This is a genomic window from Anaerotignum neopropionicum, from assembly GCF_001571775.1.
GTDB classification, from domain to species: Bacteria; Bacillota; Clostridia; order Lachnospirales; family Anaerotignaceae; genus Chakrabartyella; species Chakrabartyella neopropionicum.
Map to the genome: position 1 here is coordinate 258,511 of NZ_LRVM01000003.1, position 20,380 is coordinate 278,890.

Annotated in this window: 29 protein-coding genes; 3 read left to right on the forward strand and 26 right to left on the reverse strand. The window is 31.8% G+C overall.

What is annotated here, in order from left to right; translation table 11 throughout:
- Window positions 1–13: 13 nt before the first annotated feature.
- The 21 genes from CLNEO_RS06865 to CLNEO_RS06955 all read right to left on the reverse strand — a co-directional run bounded on the left by CLNEO_RS06865 (window position 14) and on the right by CLNEO_RS06955 (window position 13,860).
- The gene (locus CLNEO_RS06865) at window positions 14–838 is read right to left on the reverse strand and encodes a hypothetical protein (protein WP_066086375.1); all 825 of its coding nucleotides are present in this window, start codon (window positions 836–838) and stop codon (window positions 14–16) included.
- A 15-nt stretch (window positions 839–853) separates the two neighbouring features.
- A complete protein-coding gene (locus CLNEO_RS06870) occupies window positions 854–1,396 on the reverse strand; it encodes a DUF4355 domain-containing protein (RefSeq protein WP_066086377.1) in 543 nt (180 codons plus the stop codon).
- Between the two features lie 178 nt (window positions 1,397–1,574).
- Window positions 1,575–2,135, reverse strand: coding sequence for an NUMOD4 domain-containing protein (locus tag CLNEO_RS06875; RefSeq protein ID WP_066086379.1), 561 nt, complete (start codon window positions 2,133–2,135; stop codon window positions 1,575–1,577).
- 104 nt (window positions 2,136–2,239) lie between these two features.
- Window positions 2,240–2,974 (reverse strand): structural protein, encoded by a 735-nt coding sequence (locus CLNEO_RS06880; RefSeq protein WP_066086382.1) that lies wholly within the window; start codon window positions 2,972–2,974, stop codon window positions 2,240–2,242.
- Window positions 2,964–4,274, reverse strand: a complete 1,311-nt coding sequence (locus CLNEO_RS06885; protein ID WP_066086385.1) for a phage portal protein — start codon at window positions 4,272–4,274, stop codon at window positions 2,964–2,966. The genes CLNEO_RS06880 and CLNEO_RS06885 overlap by 11 nt, the downstream gene beginning before the upstream one ends.
- Window positions 4,275–4,288: 14 nt before the next feature.
- A complete protein-coding gene (locus CLNEO_RS06890) occupies window positions 4,289–5,551 on the reverse strand; it encodes a PBSX family phage terminase large subunit (RefSeq protein WP_242864178.1) in 1,263 nt (420 codons plus the stop codon).
- Window positions 5,538–5,684, reverse strand: coding sequence for a hypothetical protein (locus tag CLNEO_RS15750; RefSeq protein WP_157723498.1), 147 nt, complete (start codon window positions 5,682–5,684; stop codon window positions 5,538–5,540). The genes CLNEO_RS06890 and CLNEO_RS15750 overlap by 14 nt, the downstream gene beginning before the upstream one ends.
- Window positions 5,685–6,250: 566 nt before the next feature.
- On the reverse strand, window positions 6,251–6,664 hold the full coding sequence (locus CLNEO_RS06895; RefSeq protein WP_066086388.1) for a helix-turn-helix domain-containing protein: 414 nt from the start codon (window positions 6,662–6,664) through the stop codon (window positions 6,251–6,253).
- A 152-nt stretch (window positions 6,665–6,816) separates the two neighbouring features.
- A complete protein-coding gene (locus tag CLNEO_RS06900) occupies window positions 6,817–7,374 on the reverse strand; it encodes a M15 family metallopeptidase (protein WP_066086390.1) in 558 nt (185 codons plus the stop codon).
- Window positions 7,367–7,585 (reverse strand): hypothetical protein, encoded by a 219-nt coding sequence (locus CLNEO_RS06905; RefSeq protein WP_066086393.1) that lies wholly within the window; start codon window positions 7,583–7,585, stop codon window positions 7,367–7,369. The genes CLNEO_RS06900 and CLNEO_RS06905 overlap by 8 nt, the downstream gene beginning before the upstream one ends.
- The gene (locus tag CLNEO_RS06910; protein WP_066086394.1) at window positions 7,578–7,757 is read right to left on the reverse strand and encodes a hypothetical protein; all 180 of its coding nucleotides are present in this window, start codon (window positions 7,755–7,757) and stop codon (window positions 7,578–7,580) included. The genes CLNEO_RS06905 and CLNEO_RS06910 overlap by 8 nt, the downstream gene beginning before the upstream one ends.
- A gap of 78 nt (window positions 7,758–7,835) precedes the next feature.
- The gene (locus CLNEO_RS06915) at window positions 7,836–8,087 is read right to left on the reverse strand and encodes a hypothetical protein (protein ID WP_066086397.1); all 252 of its coding nucleotides are present in this window, start codon (window positions 8,085–8,087) and stop codon (window positions 7,836–7,838) included.
- A gap of 20 nt (window positions 8,088–8,107) precedes the next feature.
- Entirely contained in the window at window positions 8,108–8,680 is a 573-nt protein-coding gene (locus CLNEO_RS06920; protein WP_066086400.1) for a hypothetical protein, read from the reverse strand.
- Between the two features lie 83 nt (window positions 8,681–8,763).
- Complete coding sequence (locus tag CLNEO_RS15755; protein ID WP_157723499.1) at window positions 8,764–8,931, reverse strand: DUF5659 domain-containing protein; 168 nt, start codon at window positions 8,929–8,931, stop codon at window positions 8,764–8,766.
- 235 nt (window positions 8,932–9,166) lie between these two features.
- Window positions 9,167–10,171: a hypothetical protein gene (locus CLNEO_RS06925; protein ID WP_066086402.1), complete on the reverse strand. Its 1,005-nt coding sequence runs from the start codon at window positions 10,169–10,171 to the stop codon at window positions 9,167–9,169.
- Between the two features lie 146 nt (window positions 10,172–10,317).
- Window positions 10,318–11,265 carry a DUF3102 domain-containing protein gene (locus tag CLNEO_RS06930; protein ID WP_066086405.1) on the reverse strand — a complete coding sequence of 316 codons (948 nt, stop codon included), beginning with the start codon at window positions 11,263–11,265 and terminating at the stop codon, window positions 10,318–10,320.
- A 116-nt stretch (window positions 11,266–11,381) separates the two neighbouring features.
- Window positions 11,382–12,197 (reverse strand): hypothetical protein, encoded by an 816-nt coding sequence (locus CLNEO_RS06935; RefSeq protein WP_066086407.1) that lies wholly within the window; start codon window positions 12,195–12,197, stop codon window positions 11,382–11,384.
- Window positions 12,198–12,340: 143 nt separating this feature from the next.
- On the reverse strand, window positions 12,341–12,805 hold the full coding sequence (locus CLNEO_RS06940) for a hypothetical protein (RefSeq protein WP_066086410.1): 465 nt from the start codon (window positions 12,803–12,805) through the stop codon (window positions 12,341–12,343).
- A gap of 56 nt (window positions 12,806–12,861) precedes the next feature.
- On the reverse strand, window positions 12,862–13,149 hold the full coding sequence (locus CLNEO_RS06945; protein WP_066086413.1) for a hypothetical protein: 288 nt from the start codon (window positions 13,147–13,149) through the stop codon (window positions 12,862–12,864).
- A 160-nt stretch (window positions 13,150–13,309) separates the two neighbouring features.
- Window positions 13,310–13,561: a hypothetical protein gene (locus CLNEO_RS06950; RefSeq protein ID WP_066086415.1), complete on the reverse strand. Its 252-nt coding sequence runs from the start codon at window positions 13,559–13,561 to the stop codon at window positions 13,310–13,312.
- A gap of 17 nt (window positions 13,562–13,578) precedes the next feature.
- Window positions 13,579–13,860 (reverse strand): hypothetical protein, encoded by a 282-nt coding sequence (locus tag CLNEO_RS06955; RefSeq protein WP_066086418.1) that lies wholly within the window; start codon window positions 13,858–13,860, stop codon window positions 13,579–13,581.
- A gap of 243 nt (window positions 13,861–14,103) precedes the next feature.
- Here CLNEO_RS06955 and CLNEO_RS06960 point away from each other — a divergent pair, with 243 nt between their 5' ends.
- Window positions 14,104–14,766 (forward strand): helix-turn-helix domain-containing protein, encoded by a 663-nt coding sequence (locus CLNEO_RS06960; protein WP_066086421.1) that lies wholly within the window; start codon window positions 14,104–14,106, stop codon window positions 14,764–14,766.
- A gap of 656 nt (window positions 14,767–15,422) precedes the next feature.
- On the opposite strand, the gene CLNEO_RS06965 is transcribed toward CLNEO_RS06960, so the two are convergent.
- From CLNEO_RS06965 to CLNEO_RS06980, 4 genes are all read right to left on the reverse strand, one after another.
- The gene (locus tag CLNEO_RS06965) at window positions 15,423–15,650 is read right to left on the reverse strand and encodes a hypothetical protein (RefSeq protein WP_066086426.1); all 228 of its coding nucleotides are present in this window, start codon (window positions 15,648–15,650) and stop codon (window positions 15,423–15,425) included.
- 51 nt (window positions 15,651–15,701) lie between these two features.
- Window positions 15,702–16,604 (reverse strand): tyrosine-type recombinase/integrase, encoded by a 903-nt coding sequence (locus CLNEO_RS06970; protein ID WP_066086429.1) that lies wholly within the window; start codon window positions 16,602–16,604, stop codon window positions 15,702–15,704.
- 180 nt (window positions 16,605–16,784) lie between these two features.
- Window positions 16,785–17,513: a YebC/PmpR family DNA-binding transcriptional regulator gene (locus CLNEO_RS06975; protein WP_066086432.1), complete on the reverse strand. Its 729-nt coding sequence runs from the start codon at window positions 17,511–17,513 to the stop codon at window positions 16,785–16,787.
- A gap of 197 nt (window positions 17,514–17,710) precedes the next feature.
- On the reverse strand, window positions 17,711–18,367 hold the full coding sequence (locus tag CLNEO_RS06980; protein WP_066086435.1) for a YigZ family protein: 657 nt from the start codon (window positions 18,365–18,367) through the stop codon (window positions 17,711–17,713).
- A 206-nt stretch (window positions 18,368–18,573) separates the two neighbouring features.
- Between CLNEO_RS06980 and CLNEO_RS06985 the strand changes: the two genes are divergently transcribed.
- Window positions 18,574–18,750 carry a hypothetical protein gene (locus CLNEO_RS06985; RefSeq protein ID WP_162266461.1) on the forward strand — a complete coding sequence of 59 codons (177 nt, stop codon included), beginning with the start codon at window positions 18,574–18,576 and terminating at the stop codon, window positions 18,748–18,750.
- A 1-nt stretch (window position 18,751) separates the two neighbouring features.
- Window positions 18,752–18,931, forward strand: coding sequence for a hypothetical protein (locus CLNEO_RS06990; RefSeq protein ID WP_066086439.1), 180 nt, complete (start codon window positions 18,752–18,754; stop codon window positions 18,929–18,931).
- Window positions 18,932–19,086: 155 nt separating this feature from the next.
- Here the strand turns inward: CLNEO_RS06990 and CLNEO_RS06995 are convergent, their stop codons facing one another.
- Window positions 19,087–20,184 carry a diguanylate cyclase domain-containing protein gene (locus CLNEO_RS06995; RefSeq protein ID WP_066086441.1) on the reverse strand — a complete coding sequence of 366 codons (1,098 nt, stop codon included), beginning with the start codon at window positions 20,182–20,184 and terminating at the stop codon, window positions 19,087–19,089.
- Window positions 20,185–20,380: the final 196 nt, after the last annotated feature.

Below are 20,380 nucleotides of genomic sequence, written 5' to 3' on the forward strand. Positions count from 1 at the left end.
CTCTAAGCATTTCTTAGACGGTTTTGGTAAATTTAACTGCTTTCTTTTCATTGTCAAGGTAAACAATACCAGCGAATTTAGTAACAAAAGTTTCCTTTTCCAATTCGTTATATACGTCAGTTGTTACTGTAGCATCATTCTTGCACTCATAAACAATAGTATCCTTAGAAGCAATGAAAGCTTCATCGTCTCCCAATTTGTTTGAAGTTACAATGCTCAAACCGTCTACAGTTTTTACCTGTCCAGAGAAAATAATTTCCCCATTGTTAGCAGTTTTTACATCAGAGGATTTCTTCAACTGAGAATACATTTTAGGAGATACCAAAAGGAACATTCCTTCTCTTGATTCAAGATTCAATGTTGCAAGGGCATCTTCTACAGCATCCCAATTAAATGTAGTGAATTCCTGCGTTTTTGTAATGGTTCGCAAAGCTGTATAAAAGCTATCATTAATAAAGTTATATGTAACTTCTGCATTACCCTGTGCCATCATTGTTAATACATTGCTATTCTGACGTTTCTCTTTATCAGTAACATCAAAAGCCTGTTTCATTGCTTTAATTCTAAGTTCCTGTGTCTTATAGGAAAGCTTTCCTCTCTGTTCTGAAGGTACTAATTCGCCTGTATCGGCATCTACTACACCACCATCATAAGTGTAAGTAATTTTTCTAATCAAATCACCATCTTCACCCTGTAAGGTAAACTTTGTAGTAAACAAATTCTTTGAATTAATCAAAGATGTAATTGCTGTTTCAAAAGCATTTTTTACAACCAGTGCTTCAATATATCCTGCTGTTGTGTCCTGAGTTGTTGTTACGTTTCCGTTAATAGTTGCCATAATTTATCGTCTCCTTTATTTTAAAAAATCTGGATTACTCTTTAAAAAAGCAATCTTTTCATTGTCATTTAACTGTGCAAATTTCTCTTTCGTCATGCCTACTTCTAAATCAATTGTACTTGCTTTAGGTGTATTGCTGCCGATTCTTGCCTGTACTTCTTTTGCTACTGCTTTCTTAAACTCATCATCAAAAAGCTTGATATTGGACATCATTGTTTCAGCATCTTCAGCTACAATAAAATCAGCAAAGGCAATAGGTAAACCCTTTTCCCCAAGAATTTTACTAGCTTCATATTTATTTTCTTTGAGTGTCCATTCTTTTTCTTTACCTTCTAATTCCTTCACACGCTGTTCAAACTCATACTTAGCTTTTTCCTCTGCATTCATTGATGCAAGCTTTTGCGCTTCCTCTGCACGTTTAGAAAATCTTTTTTCAAATTTATCATACATTTTAGAAATTTCTCTATCAAAATCAGCTTGAGTAAAAGTTTTGTTTTCTGTTTCCTGTGTTTCTGTTGTTTCAATTGTTTCTACACTAGTGTTGTTATTTTCTTCCATTTTAAAATCCTCCTGTAAGGTCAACGCACGACACTGTTGTCGCACCCTGTTGGTAAGTTGCAACTTGCAACCTACTAAATAGTTGCATCCTCCCATTTTGGGAGGTAGACGTTTTATCTTTAAAGCCTTAAACCCCAAACAAGGCATAAAAAAAAGAACCTTTTACAGTTCTGGTAAATCAACTTGCATATTTCCAAATATACCCTAAAGATTGTTTATATTGTCCTTTGCAAACTCTATAAATATTACTGCCTGTACCATCATTTACAACTCTTTCGGCTTCTCTTATGCTTTGAAATTGTTGTATATAATTTCCATCTAAATCATATTGATTAATTGGTTTGTTAAACGGATTTGTTTTTCTAAAGGTTTTCCCCTGTCTTTCTAACCTATCACTATACCCATTATTTTCACTATAAGTAGCCCATTCAAGATTATCTACACAATTATTACTTCTATTGAAATCCTTGTGATTTACTGTTGATTTATCCTCTAAATTAGGTATAAAAGCCTGTGCCACCAGTCTATGAACATATCTCATATAACTTTTATTATCTTTCCATAAATTCACGTTCAAATAGCCTTTGCCGTTGTCATGTATGGTTTTAATGGTTTCTTTACAAATCTTTTTCATTCCCTTTTTATCAATTACAATTCTTTCAAGTGATTTTATTCTACCTAAATTTGATACTTGATAAATACCTTCAAAATCTTTAATATCTTTCCACTGCTCTATCATTAAGAACCTCCTATAATTATTTTCTGCAATAAAAAAGACACCATCGTTAGGTGTCTGAAATTATTTATTAAATTAGCGGTACAACTATTAATCTAAATCAATAATCATACCGCAACGACAAAAGGGTGAATTGGTAACACACTCTCGTTAATATTAAAGTGTTCATGTTCCAATGCCACACATTCCTCACAAGCATCTGGCTCTAACAACAAATGATATGTTTTATAGCCATTGTCCTGTGCTTTCTGTCGGCAACCTTCATTATAAACTCTGCTTGTTTCCGTTATTACAATTCTTTTACTTTGGCTATATCCACTGCCCATAAGGGAATTTAATTCCTTGCTTACTTTTCTTACATCTTTCCCAAGGATAGCAGTATCAATTATTTTATTCTCAATAACACCTCTTAATTTATTGGTATTATCCCATATACGCTCACTGAATACAGCACCCTTATATTGTTGTGCTATTATTTGTTTGGCTGTTTGTGCATCCATAATAGTAAAATCTGTAGGCTTATTAATATATCTATTCATATCAGTAAAGCCTTGTTCTACCACCTTTAATAATGCAGCGGATAGATATTTTTCACTTTCTCGGCTAAGTGAAAGTAATTCACTTTGAAGCAAATTTTGAAGATTGGAAAACCTCATACCTTTATAAAGGTTAGCTGTTGAGATTTCTCCATCCTCTAGCATCTGCATCCAGATATTATTGATTTCCTTATTAATCCGTTTATTAGCTTTCTGGTATAACTTTTTTATCCTTTGTGTTACTTGCTTATTTGTTAGCTTTTGGACATTTTCCATTCTGTCTAACCAATAGTTATTATTCGCCATCAGTATCACCTTCTAAGGCATAAGCATCAAGGCTATTTTCTTCATCAATCTGTTTTAATTCCCCATCAATATCATTAATGAATGGTATTTGCGTTAAGAGTGTACGCTTGCTAACAAATGAACTTAGCTTTTGTATCGTGTCAGAAATTACCGATAAATCAATCGGGACGTTGCGAACAAATGAAATTTTAACATCATCTGTATTCATATTACTTCCTAACAAATTGTAAAAGTTACAGAATAAATTCAACCGTCTCAATAATGCTTGTCTGAAATATACTTCCTTGCTGGCGCATATCTGTTCTATTCCCATTAATCCAATCTTAGCACTCGTAGCCGTTGTATGGCTCTTAGCGGTTTCAATATCAGCCACAAATGAGAAACGCTTAATATCATCTGCTAAACGGTTTTTATAATTCTCATTCTCGATATCGTTGGAATCTTTATTAAGCCAATCAACACTACAAGCACTACCTTCTTGTGCATTTTCAATAGAGATAATTCTATTCTGTTTCATGGTAATAATATCTTCCGTTTCAAGGTTAGAATTTTTAAATACTAAATAGCTGTCATTCAATTCTTCCCTAAAGTTTGCAGTATCCGATAATGAAATATCATAGCCATCAATCAATTTTAATACTGGCTCTGCATCTCCTGTTATATCCTCATTATTATAGAAGATATTAATAGGTACTTGCTTAAAATAATTATCATCTGTGCCTGTCAAAACAGTACCACTGATAGATTTCTTATAATATCTAATATCATTAGCAGAATAAACTTCAATGTTTGTTGTGGTATCATTGGAAAGAATATCCCTTGTTTCCCAAAATCGAATACAGTAAAGTAATTCCTTTGTGATTGCTGTACTGTAAATAGGTATTACCGTTGTAGGGTCTAATTTTTCAAATTGTACCTGCTTATTCCCATTAATGAATAGTAATTCTGCACCAATGCCAAAAATGGAACAATCCTTTTCTACACTCTGATTATGTGCAATTTCTTTTGTGGTAAATCCAGATATAATATCTTTTAATTCTTCCTGTTGGGTATCATAGGTAATTGGTTTACCCATGAAGTAACCACTAATGAGAACTGAAACATATTTCGCCCAAGGTGTAGCAACTTTATTATTTGGTTTCGTCACATCTGTAAATGTACGGTTCATAATGGTATCATTTTTACAATCATAATACCGCTTGTTTTTTAATAATCGTGGTAAATATTTATACTTATAATCTTCAATATATTTTTCTATCTTTTCTAAGCTTAATGTCTCTTGCTTGTCTATGTAATACATTTGTTCCCTCCTTCCTATAATTTTACCGTTAATATGTTGGCTTTGGCTTTAATTACTTGAATACTGTATCTTAAAGCATCCATGAGATGGTTGTAAGAATCATTCGCTTCATTAACATAGCTTTCTGTATTCTTATCCTTTTTCCATGTATAGTTTTTAATCTCAACAATCGCATTTGTGCATGATGGATGAATGATTATCTTATTCTGGCTTACCTTATTTATTCCTTGCAAGATACTACCTTTCCCTTTTCGGCAAGGTCTAATTCTAGGAATACCGTATTTTCTGATTTCATCAATAGATTTTCTTTCGGCACAATCAGCAATAATTATTTCTTTCGCAATACCCTTTTGAATAATCAAACCAGCTAATTCATTATTTAATAAACCCTTTTGGTATATCTCATCATAAATATATATTCTCTTTTCATCCTCTGAATATATAGCAAATATTAACGCTGATTCATCATTTATATATCCAAAATCAAGCCCAAATATTGCCTTTGTATTAGGTTTCTTTAAAATTTCTCTCCAATCAAATTCCATAATTTCATGGTTAGGATATACAAGTTTTCCTAAGTTGGCAAACTTACCTAAAGCGTAAACTGTATATTCATATGGATTTGTTTCTTTTAATTCTTCCAACGAATCAATATATTCCTGTGGCAAGAACTTATTATTTTTATAGGTACTATTGAAAACAATCGTATTACCATATTCTCTAATAGGGATAGTTTCGTTTTCTTCTTTTTCATGGAATCTAAAATATGAAAATGTATAGTTTTCTTTCGAGATTGGATTAAGAGCAAAAAACATTTGTAAATTAGATATTTTTGCCCTTAATCTCAAATTAAGCTGAATAATATCACTCTGCGAAAATTCAGTACACTCCTCACAAAATATATCTGTGACTCCTGCAATGGATTTTATTTTTTCTCTATCATCAAGTGATTTAAAAAGAAAAATTGAATGGTTTGGTAGTTCTATTCTTAATTCACTTTTATTTACCTTACATTTATCATACATCTTAAATTGATGTAGAACATCAATAAATAATTGCCATGTTGAATCTTTAATTGAAGTACCTACTTTACGCATCACTAAAACTTTTCTTTTAGATGATAAAGCCTTAATCAAGATTTTCTGCGTAATATAATAAGATTTCCCACTACCTGCCGAACCTTTATACACCTCATATCTGTGTGAATAATCTGTTATATATGGTAAGTAAATATCATTAAATATTTCTGTTGTTATGTTTAAGTTAATTGTTATCACCTTCCTTTTTTTTGAATTTATCCGCTCTTGCTAATACTTTTTGAAGATTACCTTTAGTTGTTCCAGATAAAAAATCTTCCACTTTTTCTTTTCTGACAATGAAGGTAGGGGTTGCTGTGGTTGGTGTATTCATATATTTACTCCTTTTGCTAGGTTGTGCGTATTGTGCATATCCTGCATGATAGAAAAGCGACACCAATTTTTGGAATCGCTTAAACGGTCTACGGCAAATTTACCGTAAAGCTATTTTCTATGGTAATAAAATAGGCTGTGTGATATATTGGTACACAAACAGGGGTATGGGTATATTCTAAAAGGGTGTCCCCCCCCTACCCTAGCTTATACGCTTATTTTCACCTGTTTTTGTTGTGCAAATTTACCTCTCAATCACTCTATTTTCATCACTCATTTTCCTTTATTTTTTTGTGCAATCTACACAACAAATAACCATAAAATTTTTATTTTAAGTTGTTTATCCTATGATTTTAATTGTGCAGATTACACTATGGTTTTACACACATTACAACACGCTTAAAACCCTTATATATCAAGGGTTCTTTATCACTGTAAAGTAATGCAATTATTCCTAGATATTCGCATAACAATTTTTTTACGCATAGGTAACTTACAGTGAAGTAACACAGTGTTAGATTAACAAAGTATTGTGATTAAATTTCATTGTAATAATAACGAATATATTTATCCCTCATTTTCAGCATCTTCACTATCTGAAACTATCCTAATTGTTATATCTTCTGTGGTATTTTGAGTAATGTCTAGCTTTGAATCTAAGTACCCATTTAACCTCAATCCATTTTCAATAGCTTTCATTACCGTTCTACTATCCTTACTATCAAGCATTTTATCAAGCTTATTCATGTATTTACCTAAACTAAGTTTATATACCCTCTCACACGCTTTTCTGTATTCATCATTCCAAATAGTATTGTCTATCCAATCGTACAAAGTGCTTCTAGGAACGTTTAATTTCCTACACGCTTCTACCTTATTTCCACCATTATCCAATAATTCAGCAATCATTTTTAACTGAATAGGTGTTAATTTCTCATGTACAGCAAATCTACCTTTATTATCTCGTTTATCGTTTGCCATATTATCACTTCCTTTCTGTGTAAATTTATGGTAATATTAAATTAGTTCATTTATAAGGAGGTTACCTAATTGAATAAGCTTAAATTTTTCCTGTTTATATTGAGTTCCTTCTTGATTGGCTTTTTTACTAGTATCTTACTTGATTATTTTATTTAGCTTTCAATCACTGGAATACTTCCCTTATTACCAACCTTCAACCCTAATACCTCTGCAATATCTCTAGTTTTAATATAAGTAATCCCATCCTTACGAATCATATCAACTTTACATTCCTTGCCATCAACAATAATAATTCCATGCTCTAACACTTCATCATCTCCCTTTAGTGCTTTCCATCCTTTATCAATCTCAAAATGTGGCTTATCTGGTGTACTCCAAGTACCACCCCAAGTTATACCTAACCTTTTAGCAACTTCCCCACACTTGGAGAAGAAAGCACTGTCTGAATACTCTTGCCCCTTAACATTCTTGCAAATATCCCAAGCCATTCTACCAGTATGCTTACTATTCTTTGTCCATGTAACAATATTACCTGCTCTAGTTCTGCCTTGTTCATATAGCCATACTTGCCTGTCACCAGAGCGGTAAGTTTCAGTAATACAAACATTCAACCCAGCCTTTTTACACTCTTCCATGAACAAATTACACGCTATTTGAGCCAATGGAGATAACTCTTTAATGTCTCTGCAAGCCTTGGTTATATCACTCATTATTCTCAACCTCCTTATTTGGCGATTGAATTCCTTTCTGGTATTGGCTGCCGAAATAAAATGCAATTACTACACTAAATATGGTTAGAAACTGTTCTCCGCTTACCTTTCCAATAATAGCCAAATAACTAAAAATCACTGTCAATAAAATTGTAACAATGCTTTTAACCGTCAATAAATTCTGGATTGTTACCTTAGAATTATCATTCATTTTTTACACCCACTTTCATTTTTAAATAAATAACCTTGCATGATAGATATAAAAATCTAACGAATAATTCAATTAATTCTGCCACCAGAATAATCATAGGTGTCATAATAAGCGTTAATACAATAATCAAACTAACCCATGTATAAATAACTGCAAATGTAAGAAAACTCATATTCATTCCTCCCTTTGTATAATAAAAAAGGGACGTATATTTCAACGTCCCATTATTAGTTAAGCTACGTCCTAAAAATTATTTTTCTCTAGTAATTTCATAAATATCATTCACTAATGAATCAACCGTTTTTTCGAAATAATCCATTTCCTTATTTACTTCATCTAGAGAATTCAATTTTATAGTATCAACCTTAAAAATATATCCATCATCCATTTTTTCGCAACTCTTAAGATGGATTGCATATGGTAAATTATTATTGAAAAACTCATCAATCTTCTTTTTGTTATGTTCTTTAATAAAATTTTCACTTAAATTATTTTGTCTCATGTTAATCTCCTTTGTATGTATCATAAATTATTAATAACATCTCGATTGTCAATTTGCTTAAATGTATTTGAATCTATACAAACAATACTTTCATTGTATTTTTGTAAGAAATCTTTTATCTTAACGCACCATCCATGAACAATCTTATAGCCATCATTACAATTTCTAACAGGCGGATGGAATTTATTTATATATTGCTTAATCACATTATTATGAAAAATATAAATCCTTTCCTGTTTAGGCACAAAGATAAAAAAGAAATCGCACTCGCTGTAATAAATCCAGCCCTGTGTAATAGTACCTTTCTTTGCAACAGGTGTATCTACCAAATAATGAATCTGTTTCTCAATAAAGAAATTTCCATATGTACCTGCTGCAATATCCGTCTTAACTTCAATCGAATATTTTTTACAATCCCATTCATCAATCTGTTTTTTACAAATAAAATCAACGTCTTTTCCTTGATATTCGTCCATTTCTCTAACGTCTGTAATTTTAACCATCTTAGGAATAGTTTTTAAATATTCTAATACCTTATCTTCTCCTACTTTTCCCTCTAAATTGTGTTTTGCATTTTTGTAATTTGTACTCACTAACCTAATTCACAGCTTCCTCTCTTTGTTTTACCTTTGAATAGTTACAATAAAAAAAGTTGTACACCATGTACAACCAAATATTATTTCTTAAATCGAATCATACAATCTTTTAATTCCTCTGAATCTTCAAATAAAAAAACCTTTAAATTCTTATCCGTAAATGAATCAATAACCTTAATTACAGCAAATCCATTCCTTACCAGATGCATCATTAATGCTAAACTATGTACTACTCTTATATTTCTCATAACATCACCTTCCTTTGTATAATACTCCCATTGACAAGTACCGCATTTTTGTAAACAATTACATAATTAAAGAGTTTATAAGCAACTCTTTCTATATATTATAGCTAATAAATGGTGTATTTTTTTGTTTATATAGTATATTTATATATGGAATTAATTTTAAATTTTCATTACTTTTATACAATAAAAAAGTTGCTCCATAAAAGGAACAACTTCAATAAAACAAACTACTTCTTTATATAGCTTTCTCAAATGAATCTGTAATACCAAAAATATTCTTTAGCTCATCATCTATATCAAAAGTATCTTTAGCCATTACATTTGCATCTCCCCATGAATCAGAATCCAAATCATTTGATTCAATGTTTTGCTTTTGATTTACTAGATTAGTAACCGAATCAAATACAGATAAATCTAAAGGGGTTAATTCCGTATATCTTTCATCTAACGTTTTATTATATCTAACACAATCATCATATAATTTAAGTATTTCACCTTGATTATTTTTGTACTTTTTCGCACCAGCAACAAAGCCGTTATATCTCATTTTGATACTTGTTCTTGTATCTCCATCAAGTTTATTTTTTTCCATATAATACTCAAATTCAGTACTTGATAGATAAATTCTAGCCTCTGACATTATCTCATCTTTATCCCTATATCTTCCATAAACATTATTTATCTTATGGAATGTACCGTCTTTCTTTCTTGCATTACCTCTGTAGATAAATAATAATTCTAACTCTTCTAATTTTTTATTATATTCATTAAGAGTAACATAATTTATTTCCCATGCTTCACACATATCTTCTTGTGACATATGCCATGATTTTGTTTTCCCATTAATAGTACCTACAATATTCATATAATACTTCAATAGTTTAAATCCTATTGCACCTAGTGCAAAAATCTTTTGAATTTCCCATAGTTCAATTATGGTAAAATTAGCCTTATCATTTAATCTACAAGTTGTACCATCGAAGATATAATTATTCTTATCTTGTTCAATAAACTTAATATTTTCATCCTTAATTAAAGTAGATAAGCCTTTTTTAATACCATTAATAATACGTCTATCTTTTTGCGAATCTAAAAATCTACCTGTAAGATAATATCCTATCTCATCAATAGAGGTAAATAGTATATCATTTTTATTATTTTGCAAGCCATTTAATATTAAATATACTGCAACTTCTTCTGGCTCAAATATAAATTCCTTTGTAATAAATAATTTTAACATTCATATTCCTTTCATTAATTAATCAAAATAAAACTTTCAAATTTGAACTGCGTAAGCAGTGCTAAAATGGTTATTAACTTGTATATGGTTTTTAACTTATAGTACTAAGGAAATCGACATAAAAATATACGCATATTTGCTAGTCACTAACAACTTTTTGACATTTTAGTGTCGTTTTCTTTAGTTAGGTTATTATTTTCGGCTTCCAGTTTATCAATTTTTTGGCGTATTCCTTCCATCCAATCATCAAATTTTTTGTCAATTGCAGCACCTTCATTAACAAACTTATCCATATGTTCCAGTGATTTTTCTTTATCACCAAAATAAAACTCATCCCATGCACTAGCCAACCAAAAAATAGATGTTCTTGTGTGAAAATTTGAAATAAAAAATTCATGTAATAACAAATCATTCAAGCTATAATTATTCTTATTTTCGCTATAAAAATAAAATGCTGGTATTGTTTCAATTCCTAAATCTTTACACGCTCTTACACGTTGATGTCCACTAATAATAGTATTATCTCGGGTAATAAGTATAGGATTTAATACCCCATACTGTTCAATGCTTTCCAGAAAATCAATATAATTTCTTCTCTTCATATCTGGGAAATAATCAGTGTTATTTGGAAATGGTTTCAACTCATCAACAGGAATATTATATTTATTTGCATCACGAATTTTATCAACAATATTCCAAAAACCATTTGAATTCTTCTTATAATCTTTAATTTTTTGCTTCATCTCTCTTGTGGAGATATTTTTTACGTCATTCTCATTCATGAAATTTTCTCTATCATCAGCAGGTAATTCCGCTAATAAATATAGTTTTGTCGATTCCAAATTAGAAATCGCTTGCGAATTTGAACCAAACTCACGAGCAATTTTCATAAATTGATTTGCTGAACGTTGGCTAAAATCAACCTCATTTTCAAGCCATTCTCCGAATTTGCCATGTGGGAGTGAATCTTTAACTTTGATTAAGATTTTACCCATTCTAATCATGTTGTTTGCAGTTTCATTTTTAAGGTGTAAAAACTCCTTTGTCATTACTTCTAATTCATTTTCTTGCTTCACTATAATTTCATTATTCATTTACATTTCTCCTTTAAAGTAGAGGCTTCCGATTTATTCGGAAGGCTAGTATATTGTATTTAAACTTCAAAATCAATAAATCCCCTAGGGCAGTAATTCACCCTAGGGAGATAACCTTACGCTACCTTACTTTCTATCAATCCATTTTCTTTCTGGTATTCTTCGTACTTCCTCAATATTCTAGTTTTAATCCTATCCTTAAAATGCTTAGTGTTTCCCCTACCATACACTTCATTAGCAAGATTTCTATTCAAATTGTCCATAAATTCAAGCTGGCTTTTTGTAAGAATATCTTCTCTATTGCACCAGTACCACAATAATACTTCTGGTAACCATCTATATTGATTATTTTCTTTTGAATAGTAATCTTTAATATGTTTGATGTGCAAATCATAATAAGTATCTTTTTGATTGCTTTTTTTAAACTCATCAAAATCTAATTCAAAATTACCTATTAAAGTTTCTGAAAGTTTATCTTTATATTCTTGTTCCTTTTTTTCAATTTCTTCAACTGTCATATTTTCTTTTTCTTCAGCCGTAAGTTTCAGTTCCTTTTTGTTCATAACATATAAATCATAAAGTTTACCCTTGATATATTTTTCAAGGTAATTATAATACTGCTTACTTATTGAATGGTCGAATATATTAAAATCATCTACCACAGTAATTAACTCTTCTTCGCTTTTACCTTTTGCAAATTCCAAACTTCCAAAATATAATAAAGCTTGAAACTCATTTACCATATCTAGCATTGTTGGAATAGATTGTTTGTATTTTCGGTACATCGTCCTCAACATTTTTGTTAAACAGGTAAGCTTTATTTTTATAACAGTGTCAACTTCTTTTTTATTTCTAGGTTGTCTTATATAATCAACTATAATTGTACTGAAAGATTTCTCCCAAATTTTTTCTGCAAATTCTTTTTCCGTCATTAAAAAATCATTAATCCTTTCTATATTTATCTACCACAGGACAAATTAATATGTTATAATGACTTGACTAGAGTACAAAATTACATATCATTCATCCTATGGTGAGTGGTTAGGCTGTCAGTATATTAATATTGGCAGCTTTTTCATTTCTGTGGTGCATCATCGAAAATTGTTTTACGTTTATGAGAACCGTCCTCTGCCGTTGTCCATTCTTTTCCACAATATCTATCAACCAGCTTGTCCATTTCTTGTTCTTCTAATTTGGTATAAACTTTAAAAAAGGTGCTTGTACTAAAATCCTTTAGCTTTTCACAAATTATCTCTGCTGTTGTAAATCTATCTTCATTACTTAAAAATTCAAGAAATTGTTCCCCTCGTTCAGAAATAATAAAATTCATAGCTTCTAATTTATAAACATTACTTGAACAATCACTTTGAATCATTTGTTCTTTTAACAATTGCTGTACTGCAAGATGGGTAACTGCTGTTTGTCCATTTTGTGTAAATTGTTCAATAATCTCTTTAAAAGATTTTTCTTTGTCTGAATGACAAATACCATCTAAAACAAGTCTTTTTGCTCTTAATAAAACCATCATATTTTTATCCATAAGTACATTTCTCCTTTTTGTATGTGTGATAATTGCAACAATATTTTCCTTGAAATTTATGAATTCTGATACAAATACGAATATCCTTCTCTTGTAAGTGTCCATTCTACTTCTAACAAATTTTTTGCCTGCGTATTTGCACCTTCAATAAGCCCACATTTACCCATTTTTTCTAAATTCAGCATCAACTCGTTTTCGTCCTGCGAAACTTGTTCTGGTGGAACTAATTCTCCCCATTCTCCCATTGCTGCTTCACACTCTGCAAGATACTTTAAAATATCCACCCACTGCACATCGTTTGAAATTACTTCCTCTGGTGTTACTTCGTTTCCTTCGTTTTGCATAAAATTTCCTCCTTGGAATTTTAAAATAATAATAGTAATAGTAATAGTGACATCTATATAAAGCACTCGTTAGAGTGAATTATTGTTATAGTGTTTGGTTTGTGTTCGCATTTTTCACTATACAGCAGAACACGTATTCCGTCAATAGTTTTTTACTATTTTATCCAGCCCTAATCTTAGCCTTGTCCAACGCTTCTTTAATCAGATTCCACACACCCCTACCTTCATTCCAAGGCATTTCTATATATCCACAGGCAGCGCAACCTAACATTTCTTTTTTTATGTAGTCATACTTTAGTGTGTACTTTTTTCCTTGGTATATTAACTTGGCGAATATGACACCTTCCCCAAGATATTCATGCCTTTTAATATTGGTTATTTTGATTCTTTCGTTTACCGTAATATCGTTCATCCGTTCACCCTCCAACCCTAAATAATTTTTAGTTCTGGTTTCACAAGCTTGTCCTCATACCATTTAATTCCAGTGGTATTTTTTACATGAGTTACAGGTGCGCCATATTTGACGCTTGCCATTTGAAATAATACACCATCTTGAATTACTGGTGGTGTGTAGGTGTTTTGGGAAAGCTGCTCTTTAAGTTGATGAATTTCTTTTTCTTTTTCTGCTACCAGATAACGATATGAAGCGATAACGTCAAGTAAATCATTTGTTGTTGCATTGGTTTCCATTAAGTGTTCAAGCTGTGTCATGGTGGTGTCCTCCCCTTGTTTTGTATTATCAGTAATTTCAAACAATCTATCACAAGTCAAGTCGTTTTCTGCTATTACAAAAATATACCACCAGCTATAATGTATGTCAAGTTGTTTTTTGAAGTTTTATGTGATTATTTTTATATTTTGTGATTTTTGTACATTAGTTAAAAAATAATTGACACTTTGTATTTTTTTCGATATAATGTATGTTAATCAGAAAAACTAAAAGGAGGAATATATATGTTATTGGATAATCCAATAAAAAGAATAAAGATAACAGATGAAATTAAATCTTTAATAATAAGTGAACGTCAAAAAAAAGATTTATCGGCTACGCAATTAGCAAAAAAAATGGAACGACCGCAATCATGGATAGCACAAATTGAAAATGGAAGAACTAAAAGTATCAAACAATCTGATTTAGTTTTAGTTTTTTCTAAAATCTTAGATTTAACTATGGAAGAAGCAGACAACTTTATTTCAAATACTTTTGAAGAAGATTTAAATAGTTTATATACAGATGATTCTGGACAGATGAGTTTTTTAGACAAAAAAGATATAAAAAAAGATATTAATAAATATGCTAAATTTACGACAAGCGAAAACAAGGAAGAATTTCAAACGCAAAAAAGATATATCCTAAGCGCTTTCAATAGTATGTATAATCAAATTCCAGAAGAGGCTGTAAAAATTTTAAGAACGTTATGCAGAAACATTGATTTTAATTTACCTTTTATGACTGGAATTATGAGTATACCATTTTTTATTTTAAAAGATTTAGATGAAGATATAACACACGAACTATATGAAGAGATAAGCAATTTATTTTTAAAGTACGCAAATAAAGACGAACAACGTGTAAGTATTGTAAATGAAGATGACAATTTAGACGAAGAACAATGATTTTTTACCCTATGAAGTTTAATTCAAGATTTTAAAAATAAAGATGTATCACTAATTCAAGATTTAAAAATAATTTACAGGGTACGCATTTAGTGTGTATCCTTTTTTATTTGTCAAATAACCTTGGGTTAAATCGCAGTATATGCCCCTATTTTCGTTTCAAATATTTTAGGTGAAGAATTGCATTAGAAAAGTATTATCGTTTAAATTAGGGTGGAAAAACGTGTATTTTCTCTAGTGGAATGGGTAAAGGAAGAGTAATGTTGAGTGGAGTAACGGGCTTAATTTTAAGATGGTTAAATATATTCTAGTGTCTCCGAATAATTCGGACTCACTAACTTTAACCATCAGTAATTTCTGACAGTTGAACTATGTCAAATTTAACATAGTTGATTACTCGCCAATTTTGGCGGTTGAGATTTCACTGACCACAATTTCGTGGGTGAGGTATATAACGTTTTGTTACCCACTTGTAATAAAAGTGGTATGGTGCGTTTCATCCCGTACTTATAAGCAAGCTGGTAGGAATAATATTCCGTACAGGGTATGCCTTAAATGGTGGATACCTTTAGTTTCTGTTTCGCCTTTTTGTTCTAATTCATCAATAACAGCTACCGTTTTAATAGCTCTATCTACTTCGTGACCAGATTTTAACCCTACTTTTTTGGCAACGATGTCTCTTGCCCTACCTTTTTCATCTGAGGGGTGTGCCGTTGTGCCGAAACTGGCACATCGGTAACATTTTGTTTAAGTGTGCTTTCTCTTCTTTTCTCCGCTAATACACTCTCAATTTCCTTTAAACTCTTTGCTTCCCTAGCTTTCTGTTCTGCTGTTTTTTCTCTGGTAGAATTGTTGTCGCAGCGGAATTTTCCGCCATGATACAAATACCCCTCACAGGCATTTTTTTTAGCTTGTAAGGGGTAAAATACTATGTGTTATAAATTCATCAATGGTGAAGTTTTAACTGCTAGAGCTAAAATGTCTGCATCTGTCAATGATTGTAAATAACGTTTAGTTATAGTGATATTCTCATGCCCCAAGATACGAGATAGAGAATATACATCTAAGCCATTTTTTAACTGCATTTGTGCGTAGGTATGTCTGCAAGTATGAGGAGAACACCTTATGTCACTTCTTACATTGGCTTGTTCCCCACATACTTTCACTACCCTTTCAATTGCTTCTGGTGTCAATCTCTTTCCTTTTTGGCTTAAAAAATAATATTCTTGTTCATATCTTTCTTTGATATATAAGGCTCTCTTTTGCTCATGCTTCAACATGATTTTCTGTAAATATGGTGAAATAGGCACAATTCTTTGCTTATCGCCCTTTCCATGAATTAAGATTGCATTTTCCATTATATCTTTCATGGTAATATCGCACAATTCGGAATTTCTAATTCCTGTGTCAAATAACATAACCATAATACATTTATTGCGTGAATTTAAAAAATTTTCATTACTATATACTTTAATCATCCTTGAAACTTCTACATCTGTAAATGATTGAATAATAACCTTGCTTTCCTTTTGAAATTTAATTTGTTTCATAAGATTAGTAGATATATATTCTTCTTGATGTAGATAATTGAATAACATACGCAAGTTTTTAATAATGTTATTAATATAGGTAGCTTTCAAGCCTAATGATTGTTTATAGGTAACGTAGGCTTTAACGTGGTTTCTGTTCAACTGTTCGACAGAATCAACATTAAATTCTTTCCCCACATATTTAATAAACAAAGTACAGTTATTTCTTACGGTTTTTATTGTTCTTTCTGACTTGTTACTTATTTTTAGTTCCAATAAAAATTCATCCAATAAGTGTATTAATTGCATAAAAAAAACAACCCCCAATCACAATTTTTATACTTAAAATGTATAAATGTATATCGTAACTGAAAGTTGTTTGTACATCATAACTGAACGTTATTTTATTCAATATTTGATGCATAGCATGTATGCAAATCTAAGAAACCCCTAAATATCAACGTTTTAACGGATGGTGAAAATGCATTATTATTCATCCCAGTTATGAAATACATTCTGAACATCATCATCATCGTCCAGCAAATCCAAAAGCTTATTCATTTTCTTAATTTCTTCGTCAGATTTCAGTTCTGTATATGTCTGGGGAATCATCGTAACCTCCGCAGAGGCCATAGGAATATTTGCAGCCTCCAACGCCTCCCTTACAACAGAAAAATCATCCGGGGATGTAGTAATTTCAAAGCTGTCTTCCTCTGCCGCAAAATCTTCCGCACCCGCATCCAAAGCAACCATCATCAATTCTTCTTCATCCATGTCGGCTTCTTCCCTGTCAATCACAATCAAACCTTTTTCATCAAACATAAAGGAAACGCAGCCTGATGTACCCATGTTGCCGCCACCCTTTGTAAATGCATTTCTAACATTTGCTGCAGCACGATTTCTATTATCAGTAAGCGCTTCCACAATTACCGCAACGCCTGCGGGCCCGTAGCCTTCGTATCTGATTGTTTCATATTCAACGCCATCTTCGTTTCCGGCCGCTTTTTTAATACTTCTATCAATTGTATCATTTGGCATATTGTTTGATTTACACTTGGCAATCACATCTCGCAGCTTTCCATTGCTCGTTGGATCGGATCCACCAGACTTTACCGCCACTTGAATTTCTCTACCTAACATGGTAAAAACTTTTCCCTTTGCTGCATCGTTCCGTTCTTTTTTGTGCTTTATATTCGCAAACTTCGAATGTCCTGACATAAGAACCCTCCTCCATAAAATTTCACCAAAATATTCTATCATTTTTTCTGCCGTAATTCAAGAAAAATCCATATTCCATAATTTCTTTTTCGACCAAACACAACAAAGTACTAAAAAAAGCTTCTTATTCTTCGGGGAAAATTCAGACATATATTGATTATTTTTTACCTCTATCATGAATTTTTTCTAGCAAGCGCCTACTTTTCCAGAAAAGATATCTCTCCCTCCTGCCAAGCACCATATTGTTCCCCTTGTTTCTTAAACGGCGCGTTTCCTCGAAAAATATCAAGCATTTTTTTCTCAAATGCATTCGTTTCCTCGGCTTTCACAAAAACAGTATAAACAACCTTGTCAGAATATTGGGTATCAAAAAGAACATGCCCTTCTTGCATGATTTCATATTGCACCTTCCCCGATTCCGTATATTCTGCAATAATTTCATACCTTGCGTAAAGAATTAGCTCTACTATGCCGGCGGCCAAAAGCCCCTCTTTCGCAGCTCTTCCGTAGGCCCGTACCAATCCTCCCGTTCCCAGAAGCGTACCGCCAAAATACCGCGTAACTACGATTACAGTATTTTTAACCTCCTCCCCCTTCAGAACGTTTAAAACAGGCATTCCAGCTGTTCCCTGGGGTTCTCCGTCATCGCTAAAACGCTGTAATTCATTATGCTCCCCAAACTGATATGCAAATACGTTATGGGTGGCATTCCAATACTTTTTTTTCATTTCTTCAATAAACTGCTTTGCTTCGTCTTCTGACTTTATCGGTCTTACCGTTGCAATAAACCGGGATTTTTTTTCTATTATTTCCCCTTCCGCTTCTCTTAAAATTGTTTTATATTGATTAAGCATCTCATCCACCAACCATTTATTTTTTTCGAAAAAATTGCACCAAATTGATTCAATTACACTATAACTATCTTAGCGCAAATATATATAAAACCCATAAATATTTTAATGCCAAGCCTTCATAAATTTCCATTCTGGAAAATTCTTTCATGCGTAAATTTAGGAATGGAACCTCATTTTTTGAGCATCATAAGGTTGAGGTGATAAAAATGGCTCAAGAATACAAAGACCTTGATGATTTATTAAACCGGAGCCCTAAAGCAAAGGATTTTTTCAACTCTCTCCCCGAAGATCGCCAGTTTAATATTCGTCAATATCAAAACAACATCCACTACGACTTAGACCTTCGGCGCTATGCTGAACATCTATTGAGAGGAGGCTATTAATTTGTTTGCAAAAGAATATAGAGACTTAGCAGATTTACTGTTAAACAATGGCAGAGCTCAAAATTATTATAAAGGCTTACCTGACAATATTCAACAGGCCATTTCTCATAATAGCTCTGAAATTCGCACAATGAGATCTTTGCGTCATTTTGCTAAAGCAGCACAAAGAACAGGTCGTTAATTCAAAATGATTATGATAGCGTAAAAGCGATACTTGATAAATTTAATTAGGTATCGCTTTTACGTAAAATATCATGAACAATTCATATTATGCACAACAAAAATTATTACTTTTGTTTTCAACCTTCGCAAGACGATTTGAATACCGCTACGCATCTACTCCTTAATTACACAGCAACCCTTCCCTGATTGCTTTGCAACATATAAGCATTGATCACTTTCCCTGTAAAGACGGTTAAAATCAATTTGCACCTTGTCATTAATAGAGCATCCTATGCTAATACTTACAGGAATCCCCTTTTTTTCCTCTCCTGCCTCAGAGCTGCTAAAGCAATCCAACAAGCATTCCAACTTTTTTTTACATTCTTTCACTTCTACAAGATTAACAGAGTAAACGATAAACTCATCCCCACCCATACGCAATACAACATCTTCCTCATGAAAGGATTTTTTAATTAAGCGGCTTACGCCTTTGATCACAATATCTCCATACAAATGACCGAAATTATCATTTATCCTCTTAAAATTGTCAATATCTACAATAATAAAGGCACCTTGTACCCCATCATTGATAAGTTGCTTGATTTTATTCAGTCCAACTTCTCTGTTATAAACACCTGTCATTAAATCTAATTCAGACCTGATTCTATAATTCACGAAGCCTTCTACGTTATCAATACGCTCGTTCACAGTTAAAAAATTAATGCCCACCGCCATGGAATAAAAAGCAAACAAGTGTATCACATCTGTAAGGAACAATTCATACTCCTTGGCTTTATAGCACAAAATTACATATACAATTGCTGAGCAAGTAATAAACATTATAATTCGCCATGGCTTATCTATCATAAACAAGGTTAACACACATAAAAAAACCATAATTGTAACAGAAGGCACCCTAGGATCTAAAAAAGTCCCCATTAAAATACCCATAAACATAATGGGTGTCAAGGCACAATAAAAAGCTAGGGTACTATATTTCTTTTCTTTTTGTAGAAAAAGCTTTCCCATAAAATATAAAACAATACATAAACAAAATAAACCAAAAATCTGCTTATTATAAATAAAAAAATGAGGGAAGGGTATTCCAATGATCAAAATACTGCCAGATATAACTACACCTACAACAGACAAACCCAGAAAACTATGATAATTCCTGTCGTTTATTTCTTCTTGATATAAATTAACTTTATCCGCCAACAATTTCCCTTTCAAATGTGCAAGGCATCTCATTTGCTTCGATATATTGTTCATTCAAATTCCTTCCTAATGTAAATTTTTTCATAACATATAATAAACAGTCAAGTCTATTCGAATCCTTTTTAATTATCTTTCGAAGCGTCAAGTGCAATAAATACTTGTATTTGAACCGAGTATTCACCGAAAGTATCCGCAGCAAAAAAAGCATACTGCATGGGAAAGCAAAACAAGCATTTTTTATTTAAAGAAA

Bases quoted from the DNA above. Each gene is read 5' to 3' on its own strand.
- CLNEO_RS06865 (WP_066086375.1), bottom strand. From the start codon at position 838: ATGGCAACTATTAACGGAAACGTAACAACAACTCAGGACACAACAGCA.
- CLNEO_RS06870 (WP_066086377.1), bottom strand. From the start codon at position 1,396: ATGGAAGAAAATAACAACACTAGTGTAGAAACAATTGAAACAACAGAA.
- CLNEO_RS06875 (WP_066086379.1), bottom strand. From the start codon at position 2,135: ATGATAGAGCAGTGGAAAGATATTAAAGATTTTGAAGGTATTTATCAA.
- CLNEO_RS06880 (WP_066086382.1), bottom strand. From the start codon at position 2,974: ATGGCGAATAATAACTATTGGTTAGACAGAATGGAAAATGTCCAAAAG.
- CLNEO_RS06885 (WP_066086385.1), bottom strand. From the start codon at position 4,274: ATGTATTACATAGACAAGCAAGAGACATTAAGCTTAGAAAAGATAGAA.
- CLNEO_RS15750 (WP_157723498.1), bottom strand. From the start codon at position 5,684: ATGAATACACCAACCACAGCAACCCCTACCTTCATTGTCAGAAAAGAA.
- CLNEO_RS06895 (WP_066086388.1), bottom strand. From the start codon at position 6,664: ATGGCAAACGATAAACGAGATAATAAAGGTAGATTTGCTGTACATGAG.
- CLNEO_RS06900 (WP_066086390.1), bottom strand. From the start codon at position 7,374: ATGAGTGATATAACCAAGGCTTGCAGAGACATTAAAGAGTTATCTCCA.
- CLNEO_RS06905 (WP_066086393.1), bottom strand. From the start codon at position 7,585: ATGAATGATAATTCTAAGGTAACAATCCAGAATTTATTGACGGTTAAA.
- CLNEO_RS06910 (WP_066086394.1), bottom strand. From the start codon at position 7,757: ATGAGTTTTCTTACATTTGCAGTTATTTATACATGGGTTAGTTTGATT.
- CLNEO_RS06915 (WP_066086397.1), bottom strand. From the start codon at position 8,087: ATGAGACAAAATAATTTAAGTGAAAATTTTATTAAAGAACATAACAAA.
- CLNEO_RS15755 (WP_157723499.1), bottom strand. From the start codon at position 8,931: ATGAGAAATATAAGAGTAGTACATAGTTTAGCATTAATGATGCATCTG.
- CLNEO_RS06925 (WP_066086402.1), bottom strand. From the start codon at position 10,171: ATGTTAAAATTATTTATTACAAAGGAATTTATATTTGAGCCAGAAGAA.
- CLNEO_RS06930 (WP_066086405.1), bottom strand. From the start codon at position 11,265: ATGAATAATGAAATTATAGTGAAGCAAGAAAATGAATTAGAAGTAATG.
- CLNEO_RS06935 (WP_066086407.1), bottom strand. From the start codon at position 12,197: ATGACGGAAAAAGAATTTGCAGAAAAAATTTGGGAGAAATCTTTCAGT.
- CLNEO_RS06940 (WP_066086410.1), bottom strand. From the start codon at position 12,805: ATGGATAAAAATATGATGGTTTTATTAAGAGCAAAAAGACTTGTTTTA.
- CLNEO_RS06945 (WP_066086413.1), bottom strand. From the start codon at position 13,149: ATGCAAAACGAAGGAAACGAAGTAACACCAGAGGAAGTAATTTCAAAC.
- CLNEO_RS06950 (WP_066086415.1), bottom strand. From the start codon at position 13,561: ATGAACGATATTACGGTAAACGAAAGAATCAAAATAACCAATATTAAA.
- CLNEO_RS06955 (WP_066086418.1), bottom strand. From the start codon at position 13,860: ATGACACAGCTTGAACACTTAATGGAAACCAATGCAACAACAAATGAT.
- CLNEO_RS06960 (WP_066086421.1), top strand. From the start codon at position 14,104: ATGTTATTGGATAATCCAATAAAAAGAATAAAGATAACAGATGAAATT.
- CLNEO_RS06970 (WP_066086429.1), bottom strand. From the start codon at position 16,604: ATGCAATTAATACACTTATTGGATGAATTTTTATTGGAACTAAAAATA.
- CLNEO_RS06975 (WP_066086432.1), bottom strand. From the start codon at position 17,513: ATGTCAGGACATTCGAAGTTTGCGAATATAAAGCACAAAAAAGAACGG.
- CLNEO_RS06980 (WP_066086435.1), bottom strand. From the start codon at position 18,367: ATGCTTAATCAATATAAAACAATTTTAAGAGAAGCGGAAGGGGAAATA.
- CLNEO_RS06985 (WP_162266461.1), top strand. From the start codon at position 18,574: ATGGCTCAAGAATACAAAGACCTTGATGATTTATTAAACCGGAGCCCT.
- CLNEO_RS06995 (WP_066086441.1), bottom strand. From the start codon at position 20,184: ATGAACAATATATCGAAGCAAATGAGATGCCTTGCACATTTGAAAGGG.